The 11,637-nt window shown below is 56.7% G+C and carries 10 protein-coding genes; 3 read left to right on the forward strand and 7 right to left on the reverse strand.

Annotation, left to right across the window (positions count from 1 at the left end):
* Positions 1-13: 13 nt before the first annotated feature.
* Genes ACYASS_RS05120 through ACYASS_RS05130 form a run of 3 tightly spaced genes read right to left on the reverse strand, consistent with a single transcriptional unit; the run spans position 14 to position 3,623 of the window.
* On the reverse strand, positions 14-940 hold the full coding sequence (locus ACYASS_RS05120; RefSeq protein WP_095100339.1) for an ABC transporter permease: 927 nt from the start codon (positions 938-940) through the stop codon (positions 14-16).
* Positions 940-2,043 (reverse strand): ABC transporter permease, encoded by a 1,104-nt coding sequence (locus ACYASS_RS05125; RefSeq protein ID WP_463585308.1) that lies wholly within the window; start codon positions 2,041-2,043, stop codon positions 940-942. Before ACYASS_RS05125 ends, ACYASS_RS05120 begins: the two co-directional genes overlap by 1 nt.
* Positions 2,044-2,054: 11 nt before the next feature.
* On the reverse strand, positions 2,055-3,623 hold the full coding sequence (locus ACYASS_RS05130) for an ABC transporter ATP-binding protein (RefSeq protein ID WP_463585309.1): 1,569 nt from the start codon (positions 3,621-3,623) through the stop codon (positions 2,055-2,057).
* A 27-nt stretch (positions 3,624-3,650) separates the two neighbouring features.
* Here ACYASS_RS05130 and ACYASS_RS05135 point away from each other — a divergent pair, with 27 nt between their 5' ends.
* Complete coding sequence (locus ACYASS_RS05135) at positions 3,651-3,998, forward strand: hypothetical protein (protein ID WP_463585310.1); 348 nt, start codon at positions 3,651-3,653, stop codon at positions 3,996-3,998.
* A gap of 348 nt (positions 3,999-4,346) precedes the next feature.
* Here ACYASS_RS05135 and ACYASS_RS05140 read toward each other — a convergent pair whose 3' ends face one another.
* The 4 genes from ACYASS_RS05140 to ACYASS_RS05155 form a co-directional block, all read right to left on the reverse strand.
* A complete protein-coding gene (locus ACYASS_RS05140; protein WP_463585311.1) occupies positions 4,347-4,928 on the reverse strand; it encodes an IMPACT family protein in 582 nt (193 codons plus the stop codon).
* Positions 4,929-4,961: 33 nt separating this feature from the next.
* Positions 4,962-5,624 (reverse strand): TetR/AcrR family transcriptional regulator, encoded by a 663-nt coding sequence (locus ACYASS_RS05145; RefSeq protein ID WP_122662582.1) that lies wholly within the window; start codon positions 5,622-5,624, stop codon positions 4,962-4,964.
* A gap of 110 nt (positions 5,625-5,734) precedes the next feature.
* On the reverse strand, positions 5,735-7,126 hold the full coding sequence (locus ACYASS_RS05150) for a uracil-xanthine permease family protein (protein WP_463585312.1): 1,392 nt from the start codon (positions 7,124-7,126) through the stop codon (positions 5,735-5,737).
* A 264-nt stretch (positions 7,127-7,390) separates the two neighbouring features.
* Positions 7,391-8,311, reverse strand: a complete 921-nt coding sequence (locus ACYASS_RS05155) for a LysR family transcriptional regulator (RefSeq protein WP_243247878.1) — start codon at positions 8,309-8,311, stop codon at positions 7,391-7,393.
* Positions 8,312-8,438: 127 nt separating this feature from the next.
* Between ACYASS_RS05155 and aptA the strand changes: the two genes are divergently transcribed.
* Entirely contained in the window at positions 8,439-9,785 is a 1,347-nt protein-coding gene (gene aptA, locus ACYASS_RS05160; protein ID WP_463585313.1) for an omega-aminotransferase AptA, read from the forward strand.
* Between the two features lie 61 nt (positions 9,786-9,846).
* A complete protein-coding gene (locus ACYASS_RS05165; RefSeq protein ID WP_099269477.1) occupies positions 9,847-11,340 on the forward strand; it encodes a CoA-acylating methylmalonate-semialdehyde dehydrogenase in 1,494 nt (497 codons plus the stop codon).
* Positions 11,341-11,637 lie beyond the last annotated feature (297 nt).

The following is an 11,637-nucleotide window of genomic DNA, read 5'->3' on the forward strand; positions in this document are numbered from 1 at the left end:
TTTCAGCGCTGCTTTAATGCCCGGCCTGCCAGGGTTGTCCCAGTGAGACCGGAGCATAGAGCCGGGTGCGCAGGGCATTGCGCGATAGCAGCACCAATACAACGATGGTCGCTACATACGGCAGCATCGCCAGCAGATTGGACGGGATCGCCAGGCCGATACCCTGAGCAACCAAGTGCAGGATGCTGGCGAGGCCAAACAGGTACGCGCCCAACAGCAGCCGCCATACTCGCCAACTGGCGAATACAACCAAAGCCAGGGCGATCCAGCCGCGGCCGGCGCTCATGTTCTCTGCCCACATCGGTGTGTACGCCAACGACAGATAGGCACCCGCCAGGCCAGCCATTGCGCCGCCGAACAATACTGCCAGTGTTCTCACCCGCAAAACGGGCAAGCCCATGGCGCTGGCCGCGTCCGGGTTTTCGCCGACTGCCTGGATAATCAGGCCCACGCGGCTTTTCAGCAGTGCCCAGGCCACCAGCGCAAACAGTGCAAAGGACAGGTAAACCAGAATGTCCTGAGCGAACAGCATGCGACCAATCAGCGGGATATCGCTCAGGTAGGGGATCAGAATCGGCTCGAAACCTTGCAGGGGTTTACCCACCCAGGCAGCGCCGACAAAGCTCGACAAGCCGACGCCAAAGATAGTCAGCGCCAACCCTGTTGCTACCTGATTGGCATTGAAAACCAGTGCGACCACTGCGAACAAACCCGATAGCAGCATGCCCGCCATCATCGCCAGTAACACCCCAAGCCAAAGATTGCCGGTGCTCAGGGCAATAATGAAGCCGATCACTGCCCCAAACAGCATCATGCCTTCCTGCCCCAGGTTGAGGACGCCGCTTTTTTCGCAGATCAGCTCACCCAGTGCAACCAATAGCAGTGGCGTTCCGCAGCGCACCATGGCGAAGAAAATATTGCTCAGCAGATCGATATCCATCACACGGCTCCCGTGGCAACGGGTGCCATCTGACGTTTTGCCCAGCGCGCTTTCAGGCGTGGGCGATAAAGGATCAACACATCACAAGCCAGCAGGAAGAACAGCATCATGCCCTGAAACAGTTGAGTGATGGCTTGAGGTAAATTCAGCGCCATCTGCGCGTTTTCGCCGCCCAGGTACAGCAGCGCCATCAGCAAGCTGGCGAACAAAATACCGATTGGATTGAGGCGGCCAAGGAACGCTACGGTAATCGCTGCGTAGCCATAACCCGGCGACACTTGCGGGACCAGTTGACCAATCGGGCCTGCAACTTCGCTGACTCCAGCCAGGCCGGCCAGCGCGCCGCTGATCATCAACGCCAGCCAGACCAGCCGTTTCTCGCGAAAGCCCACAAAGCCTGCGGCGCGCTTATCCAGCCCCAGCACCTTGATCTGAAAACCGACAAAGCTGCGTTGCAACAGAACCCAGACGGCAACCAATGCCAGCAAGGCGAAGTACACACCGGCATGTACGCGGCCATCTTCGCTGAGCAGGGGTAAGCGGCTGGCGTCACCGAACATTGCCGACTCCGGAAAATTCATCCCGGCCGGGTCCTTCAGCGGCCCATGTACGAAAAACAAAAGGAGGTTCAGCGCGATGTAATTGAGCATGATGCTGGTCAGGATTTCATTGGCGTTGAAATGGGTGCGCAGCCACGCGGTCAAGCCGGCCCATGCGGCACCACCGAGCGTGCCAACCAGCAGAACCAGCACCAGCGCCCAGCGGCTTTCCATGCCAATGATGTTGACCGCCAGTGCACTACCCGCCAGTGCGCCCATCAACAGCTGGCCTTCGGCACCGATGTTCCAGATCCGCGCTTGATAAGCCACCGCCAGACCCAGGGCGCAGAGCAGAATGGGCAGCGCCTTGACCATTAATTCGGATACGCCATACCAGTCACTGACTGGAGCAATCAGCAAAGTATGCAGAGTAAGTAAAGGGTCCAGGCCCAAGGCGATAAACAGTAATGAGCCGCAGATGAGGGTCAATACAGCGGCCAGCAGTGGTGAAAACCACAGCATGGCTCGCGATTGTTGCCCGCGCGGTTCCAGAGAAAGCAGCATCGGAAACTCCGTTAATTAAGCGCGGCGGCTTGGAATTGAGGTTGAGTGCCAGGCGGAGCATCGAATTCACCGGCCATCCAACCGCCGACTTGCGCGAGCGAAGTCTGCCCGGTCGCCACGAGAGGGGAGAGCCTGCCGCTGCTCAGTGCCGCAAGGCGGTCGCTTATCTGGAACAGTTCGTCGAGGTCTTCTGATATCACCAGAATCGCGGCGCCTGCATCGCGCAAGGCAATCAACGCGCGATGAATCGCTGCAGCGGCCCCCACATCGACTCCCCAGGTCGGGTGCGCGGCGACTAACAGCTTAGGGTTCTGGAGGATTTCGCGGCCTAGAATAAATTTTTGCAGGTTGCCGCCAGACAGGCTGCGAGCTGGCGCCTGAGCGTCGGGTGTCTTCACTGCGAAGCGTTTGATGATTTCATCAGCCAGGCTTCGGACTTTGCCGCGCTGGATCAGGCCATTACTTACCAGACCCTGCTGAAAGGCGGTCAGCAGCGCGTTATCACTGAGGCTCAAATCCGGAACGGCACCGTGGCCCAGTCGTTCTGCCGGAACAAAGGCCAGGCCGTTTCTACGGCGCGCATCCGGACGCAGATGACCAATGTTGGCATCTGCGAACCGAATACCAGGGGACAGCGCATGGCTCAGCGTTTGTTCGCCGCTGAGCAGTGCGAGCAGTTCGTCCTGGCCGTTACCTGCCACACCTGCGATGCCGACGATCTCGCCGCTGCACACTTCAAGGTCGATGTTGACCAGAGAACACCCGAAGGGATCCGGGTTATGCCAAGAGAGTTTTTCGACTTGTAGAAACGGCTTGTGGCCTGTGACTTTTGGATACTTTGCGGTCAAGCCTTCAGCGTCACCGACCATCAAGCGGGCGAGCTCCAGATCAGAACACTGGGCCGGGATGCAATGTCCGGATACCTTGCCACCCCGCAGCACTGTCGCGCTGTGGCACAAGGCCCTGACCTCACCCAGTTTGTGGCTGATGAAAAGAATGCTGCAGCCTTCCTCGGCCAGACGCCGCAGGGTGACGAATAGTTCGTCGGCCTCCTGCGGAGTAAGCACGGATGTCGGTTCATCGAGAATCAGCAGACGGATGTCCTGCATCAGGCAGCGAATGATCTCGACTTTCTGCCGCTCGCCGATCGACAGGCTATGGACAAGTCGTTGCGGCTCGACCGCCATGCCATAGCGCTGTGAAACTTCGCGAATTTTTGGTTCCAGTTGTCTGGGCGTGCCAGCCGCGCCGCCCATCGCCAGCGCGATGTTCTGCGCGACTGTCAGGGTTTCGAACAACGAGAAATGCTGGAACACCATACCGATGCCCAAGCTTCGGGCCTGGGCTGGATTGCGCATTTTCAGAGCCTGTCCCTGCCAGACGATCTCGCCTGAGTCAGGCTGCGTTACGCCGTAGATGATTTTCATCAGGGTGCTTTTGCCTGCGCCGTTTTCGCCGAGCAGGGCGTGGATTTCTCCGGGCGCAATATTCAGGTCAATTGCGTCGTTGGCCAGGCAGCCGGGATAGCGTTTGCTGATGGCGCGGAGTTGCAGGCGTGCGGGCGTCACAGGGTTTGGCATGACAGGCTCAAGGTAAGAGGATCGCTCGTGGATATAGCAATTTCCTGGCCAGGCAGTCAGGTTTTTTCAGGTGAACTTGAAAATGCTTGTAACTACTGTGTCGTAACAACTCTAGCTCAGCGTTTGTTGGGGATTGAAACCGGATTAGAAGCTCCTCAAAGCACCAGATCGGGGCATATTTCTGGTGACATGGCGCAATATCGCTCAGCCGGATTGAGCGAAAGACATACAATCATTGTCTGGGCAGGCTGCTTCGGCGTCGCCGAGACCCTTGCACCTGTTATCCACAGGTTGTTCCACAGGAAATGTGCGCAAGCTCAAAACATCGATATAAGCCGCTACTCGTTAGTTGCTACGGGCGATAACGGGTCGTAACGCGCTGTTTTAAAGAGGCTTTTGTCGTTATAAAGCCTATTTGTATAAAAAATGATCGGCGGGCTGAAAGCCACATGTTACAAGGCTTACAGCCGCATGTGCTCAGCTTATCCACAGTCGGATGCACAGTAATTGTGTGTAGGGCCGACGGTTGCGCTCCCACGCCATCGCGGAGATTCTGTGGGAGCTGAGCTTGCTCGCGATAAGGCTGGACGCGATCCCAAGTGAACCGCGTCCAGCCTTTTCGCGAGCAAGCTCAGCTCCTACAGGATTTGCTTCGCATGTCAGCTTGTCGACACACAGAGAGTCTTCCGAATGAGCCTGCATGTGGCGTGCGAGAACTCGGTATCAGTCAGTTAAAACAATCCGCCCCCGGCTCAAATCCGCCAACTGCCGCTGTAGGGTTTCAACCTGTTCAGGTCCAACCGCGATCGCAAGCTCCACTCCATTGGCGGTGAAGTCTTCGTGCTGTACCAATCCGTTCAGCTCGGCAAGCCGCAGCTTTACCAGGGCCAATTCGCTGAAGCTGCAGGACAAATTGAGTTGTACGCGAGTGATCAGAGGCAGGCGTTCCGCCTGTTGCAGGCATTTGTTTGCTCCGCCACCGTAGGCTCGGGCGAGGCCGCCGGTACCCAGTTGAATGCCGCCGTACCATCGAATCACCAGGACCACGACCTGATCGAATTCCTGAGCCTCGATGGCTGCCAGAATCGGTCGGCCCGCCGTGCCACCAGGTTCACCGTCGTCATTGCTACGGTATTGATCGGCCAGTTTCCACGCCCAGCAGTTATGGGTCGCGTTGAGGTCGCTGTTCTGCTCGATAAACGCTTGTGCGTCAGCGGCACTAGTGATCGGCGCGGCAAGGGTAATAAAGCGGCTCTTGCGAATCTCTTCGCGAAATTCACAAGGGCCAACCAGAGTAAAGGGCATGCGTGGGTTCCAGCTGTAAACAGATTGCGCCAGTTAAGCGCCTGGAGGCGTCAGGCCGCAACCCTTGAGGATGATGCGAATGAGATTATCGCCCGCAACCTCCATATCTTGCTTGGTCAAGCGGGTACGTCCGGTCACCTGGCAGATTTGCGTGGCAAAGTCGGCGTAATGTTGAGTGCTGCCCCACAGCAGGAAAATCAGGTGGACCGGGTCCACAGGGTCCATTTTGCCTGCATCGATCCAGGCCTGGAAAACCGAGGCTCGGCCTTGGAACCAGGCCTGGTAATCCTGGCTGAAGTATTGGTTGAGGCATTCGCCACCGCTGATGATCTCCATCGCGAAAATCCGCGAAGCCTGGGGCTGTCGGCGAGAGAACTCCATCTTGGCTCGTATGTATTGGCTTAGCGCCAGCGCCGGGTCGTCCTCGACGGTAAGGTTGTTGAAGGTGCTGTCCCACAGTTCGAGGATGTTGCTGAGTACTGCAACGTACAGCCCGAGCTTGTTAGTGAAGTAGTAATGAAGATTGGCCTTGGGCAGCCCGGCGTTCAGCGCAATGGTATTCATGCTGGTGCCTTTGAAGCCGTGGCGGGCGAATTCATCTTCTGCAGCTTTGATAATGGCCTCTTCATTCTTCTGACGAATGCGGCTGGCCGGCTTTATGCTGTGAGTACTGTGCGCTGGGACTTCAAGGATCATGGGGCAGTTCCGGACAGATCATGGGGTGCAATGCTGAACAGATAACGCAACCCTGCTGATCCGACAAGTATCGGCAAGGCAAAGCAATAAGCGCTCGGCATCGTCAGGATTCAGTGCGTCGATGGTTCGCCTTCGGTTGCAGATTTTGTACCGGCGACACTGGTTTTGTCCTCCGGCAGAAGAAAGCACATGACAATGGCGGTGATGCCACCGCTGGTAATCGCCGAGTCAAACAGGTTTTGTACCAATTTAGGCAGATGATGCAGCAGTGCCGGTTGCGCGGCGATACCCAGGCCGACACCAAATGAGGTCGCGATAATCAGCATGCTGCGTCGGTCCAGCGGAGCCTGGGCCAGAATACGTACGCCCGCAGCCGCAACGCTTCCGAACATCACCAGCGTCGCGCCGCCGAGAACCGGTTTGGGGATCTGCTGCAGTAATGCGCCAATGGTCGGGAACAGCCCGAGCATGAACAGCACTGCGCCTATGTACAGGCCGACATAACGGCTGGCCACACCGGTGAGCTGAATGACCCCGTTGTTCTGCGCGAAAGTCGTATTGGGAAATGCGCTGAAAGTCGCGGCGATCATGCAGCTAACTCCATCGCCCAGCACGCCACCTTTTAGCCTGGCGATGTAGCTCGGGCCGCTGATAGGCTTTTTTGCGAGCATGCAGTTGGCTGTCAGGTCGCCCACTGTTTCGATGGTACTGATCAGATAGATAAGCGCGACCGGCAGGAATGCGGTCCAGTCAAAGGCAAAGCCAAACCGGAATGGGACGGGGACGCTGATCAGGGGTAAGTCACTGACGGCGTGAGGGACCAGCTTGCCGCTGAACCACGCCGCCAGGCTACCAACAGCGAGGCCGATGATAATTGCCGACAAACGTATCCACGGGATATTCGAGCGGTTAAGCAAAATGATCACGGCCAGCACGAAGCCGCCAAGTGCCAGATTCAGTGGCTCGCCGAAATCAGGCGCATTGAAGCCTCCGCCAAGGTCGGTCACGCCGACCTTGATCAGGCTGACGCCGATCAGGGTAATCACGATGCCGGTCACCAGGGGCGTGATGACTCTGCGCAGTTGGCCAATAAAGCGGCTCAAGACAATCTGCACCAGCGCGCCGAAGAAACAGACGCCGAAGATCATTGCCAGAATGTCTTCAGGGCTACCACCGCGTTGCTTGACCAGAAAACCCGCGGACAATACGGCACCGAGGAAGGCAAAGCTGGTGCCTTGCAGGCAGATCATCCCTGCACCAATGCCGAATGGCCGACGTGCCTGGATGAAAGTACCTACGCCTGAAACCATCAACGCCATGCTAATCAGGTAAGGGATGTACGCCCCCAGGCCGAGCGCCGAGCCGATCACCAATGGCGGTGTGATGATGCCGACGAAGCTGGCAAGCACATGCTGCAGCGCGGCCAGTGTCGCCGGTAATGGTTTGGGGCGATCATCCAGACCATAAATGAGATCGCTGCTGGGTGAGGCGTCGGGCTGCATGTCGTGCTCTCAATGGACGTCTGATACATCCACTGTGCAAAAAGCTGTCCAAGTGCTCAGGAATTTTGAGGGCTAGTGTTTAGCGAATACCTTTAGTCGCACCTCGGTGTCCACGGCACGGCGCAGTCGCGCAGCAAACCCAGACCTGTAGGAGTGAGCTTGCTCGCGATTCGATCTCATGGTCGAAGAATTCATGTGATGAATCGACGCTATCGCGAGCAAGCTCACTCTTAGAGGTCGTGGGTTTGCCGCTGGGCAAATGTCTCAGCGTGTAGCAGCCAGCGTCTGCAGAAAGCTCTCCAGCACCAAATGGGGGCGGCGTCCCTTGCGGGTTACTGAAACAAGGCTCAGGTCATAAAAACGGGAGGAGGGCTTCAATGCCCGCAGTCGGCCCTGTTGTACCCAAAAGCTTGCGTAGTGGTCGGGCAGGTAGCCGATGTAGCGACCCGTCAGAATCAGAAAAGCCATGCCTTCCCGGTCGGATGCGCTAGCAGTGCAATTGAGTGCCTGATAATGGGCCTGAATGTCCGCAGGGAGTCTGAATGTCGGCGCAATGGCGTCCTGTTCAGCGAGTCGTTCATCATCCAGCGCAGCGTCTTCCATATAGAAGAGCGGATGACCCACTGCGCAGTAAAGCAACGACCGCTCGCTGTACAGCGGCTGATACTCAAGCCCTGACAAGGCGCTGGCCTGAGGCACAACGCCGACGTGCAAGCGTCCATCGAGCACGCCTTGTTCGACTTCATTGGGAGCAATCATGCGGATGTTGATGTGCACGTCAGGTCCGCGCTCTTTCAACTGGGCGAGTGCATGGGTGATGCGCATATGAGGCAGGGTAACGAGGTTGTCGGTCAGACCGATGTTCAACTCCCCACGCAAATGCTGGTGCAGTCCGTTCACTTCGGTGCGGAAGCTTTCCAGCGCACCCAGCAGCTGTAACGAAGACTGATAGACCTCTCGGCCTTCTTCGGTCAACGAAAAACCGGCGCGACCTCGCTGGCAAAGGCGCAAGCCCAGCCGCTGCTCAAGATCGCTCATTTGCTGACTGATAGCTGAGCGGCCTATGCCTAGCGCGCTTTCAGCGGCGGAGAACCCGCCTGATTCGACTACGCTTCGAAAGATGCGCAGCAATCGAATATCAAAGTCGCTGACTTGTGCCAGTGGATCGGGGCGACGACTGCTCATAGTTTAGTAATCGGCTAACTAAAGATCGTAAAAGTTGAGTTTTCACGACTTTATCCCCGTGGCACCGTAGCTGCATCAAGTATTTGCATTCCGTCTACCGCCCAGCGCCCCAGCGAGGTCCATTTCGATGAACAGTTTCGAGTCGTCCGAGATGTCTATTGCCAGCCAATTGAAGCTTGATGCTCATTGGATGCCCTACACAGCCAATCGCAATTTCCAGCGAGATCCACGTCTGATCGTTGCGGCACAGGGCAGTTACCTGACAGATGACAAGGGTCGCAAGATCTACGATGCATTGTCCGGTCTGTGGACCTGTGGGGCGGGTCATACGCGCAAGGAAATTCAGGAAGCGGTTTCCAAACAACTGGGCATTCTGGATTACTCCCCGGCGTTCCAGTTTGGTCATCCGCTGTCTTTCCAGCTTGCGGAGAAAATCACCGAGCTGACACCCGGTAACCTCAATCATGTTTTCTACACCAACTCAGGTTCCGAGTGCGCTGATACCGCAGTGAAGATGGTGCGGGCTTACTGGCGGCTGAAAGGGCAGGCGACCAAAACCAAAATGATCGGCCGAGCCCGCGGTTACCACGGCGTGAACGTTGCGGGTACCAGCCTGGGCGGGGTTAACGGCAACCGTAAAATGTTTGGCCAGTTGATGGACGTGGATCATCTGCCCCATACCTTGCTGGCCAGCAACGCCTATTCCAAAGGCATGCCGGAGGCTGGCGGTATCGCGTTGGCTGATGAGATGCTCAAGCTGATTGAGTTGCATGATGCGTCGAACATTGCAGCGGTTATCGTCGAGCCGATGGCTGGCTCAGCGGGTGTGATTGTTCCGCCTCAGGGTTATCTCAAACGCCTCCGGGAAATCTGCGATCAGCACAACATTCTGCTGATCTTCGACGAGGTCATCACCGGCTTTGGTCGTACCGGATCCATGTTCGGTGCCGAAAGCTTCGGCGTGACGCCTGATCTGATGTGCATCGCCAAGCAAGTCACCAATGGCGCGATTCCGATGGGGGCAGTGATTGCCAGCGGCGAAATCTATCAGACGTTCATGAATCAACCGACGCCTGAATACGCCGTTGAATTCCCGCATGGTTATACCTATTCGGCACACCCTGTTGCGTGTGCGGCCGGTATCGCGGCGCTCGATCTGCTGCAACGGGAAAACCTTGTACAGCAGGCGGCCGAAGTGGCGCCGCATTTCGAAAGCGCGCTGCACGGCATCAAAGGTACGAAGAACGTCGTCGACATTCGTAACTATGGTCTGGCTGGTGCTATCCAGATTGCTCCACGCGATGGCGATGCAATCGTGCGACCTTTCGAGGCAGGCATGAAGCTCTGGAAAGCTGGTTTCTATGTTCGTTTTGGCGGTGACACTTTGCAGTTCGGACCAACCTTCAACAGCAAGCCGCAAGACCTGGACCGTTTGTTCGACGCGGTGGGCGAAGCGCTGAATCAGGTCGACTGACCAATCTCTTCTATATAGATGACGGGCGCGGAGTTGTTCGCGCCTGCTTTGGAGTCATTTCATGAGCACCATCCAACACTTGATCGATGGCCAACTGGTCAGCGACAACGGTCGCACTGCTGACGTGTTCAACCCGTCGACTGGTCAGGCCATCCATAAGGTTTCACTGGCCAGCCGCGAAACCGTGCAGCAAGCCATCGATTCGGCCAAGGCAGCGTTCCCCGCCTGGCGCAATACGCCACCAGCAAAACGTGCACAGGTTATGTTTCGCTTCAAGCAACTGCTGGAGCAGAACGAAGGCCGCATTGCGCAACTGATCAGTGAAGAGCACGGCAAGACGCTCGAAGACGCTGCGGGTGAGCTCAAGCGTGGTATCGAAAACGTCGAGTACGCTTGTGCGGCTCCTGAAATTCTAAAGGGTGAGTACAGTCGCAACGTCGGCCCGAATATTGATGCATGGTCCGATTTCCAGCCGCTAGGTGTCGTTGCCGGTATTACGCCGTTCAATTTTCCGGCCATGGTCCCGCTGTGGATGTACCCCCTGGCGATCGCTTGCGGCAACTGCTTCATTCTCAAGCCGTCAGAGCGCGATCCAAGCTCTACGTTGCTGATCGCACAGCTGCTGCATGAGGCTGGTTTGCCCAAGGGAGTGCTCAATGTCGTTCATGGCGACAAGGCTGCGGTGGATGCACTGATCGAAGCGCCGGAAGTCAAAGCGCTCAGTTTTGTGGGCTCAACTCCAATCGCCGAGTACATCTATAAAGAAGGCGCTGCACGTGGCAAACGAGTGCAAGCGTTGGGCGGCGCGAAAAACCATGCGGTGCTGATGCCGGATGCAGATCTGGACAACGCCGTCAGTGCCTTGATGGGCGCTGCTTACGGTTCGTGCGGTGAGCGCTGCATGGCGATTTCAGTTGCCGTGTGTGTGGGGGATCAGATTGCCGATGCTCTGGTGGCCAAATTGGTGCCTCAGATCGCTTCGCTGAAAATCGGCGCCGGTACAACGTGTGGTCTGGATATGGGGCCTCTGGTCACCGGCCAGCATCGCGACAAAGTAAGTGGCTATATAGAAGACGGTGTGCAAGCAGGCGCCAAGCTGGTCGTTGATGGTCGTGGCTTGAGTGTTGCTGGTAATGAAGACGGCTTCTTTATGGGCGGTTGCCTGTTCGATCAGGTGACGCCAGAGATGCGTATCTATAAAGAAGAGATCTTCGGCCCGGTGCTGTGCATCGTGCGGGTTGCCAGTCTCGAGCAGGCCATGCAACTGATCAATGATCATGAATACGGTAATGGCACCTGCATCTTTACCCGTGACGGTGAAGCTGCGCGTTTGTTCTGCGACGAGATTGAAGTGGGTATGGTTGGGGTTAACGTGCCTTTGCCTGTGCCGGTTGCTTATCACAGCTTCGGCGGCTGGAAGCGTTCACTGTTCGGCGATCTGCATGCGTATGGTCCTGATGGCGTGCGGTTCTATACGCGTCGCAAGGCAATTACCCAGCGTTGGCCGCAGCGTGCAAGCCATGAAGCTTCGCAGTTCGCCTTTCCCAGCCTGTAAGTAGTCGTCTCTAAAAGAGGGGGAGGCGCCAGGCTCCCCCTGTGTTTCAGGGTGTTTCAGAAAGATATGACACTTTAGTGAAATTAAGGGTTGACGGCCTCTCGAATCTCTCTATAATTCGCACCTCTTCTGGCGCAGACGGAACGAAAAACTCCTTGGTAATCAATGAGTTGGACAGTTTAGTTGGCTCGGAAGGGGTTTCGATGAAGTTGATCGAAAGCGGTGAAAAAGGTAGTTGACAGCAGGTTGTAACGCTGTAGAATTCGCCTCCCGCTAACGAGCAACGTGATGTTGATC

This window comes from Pseudomonas sp. HP_14 (assembly GCF_055283875.1).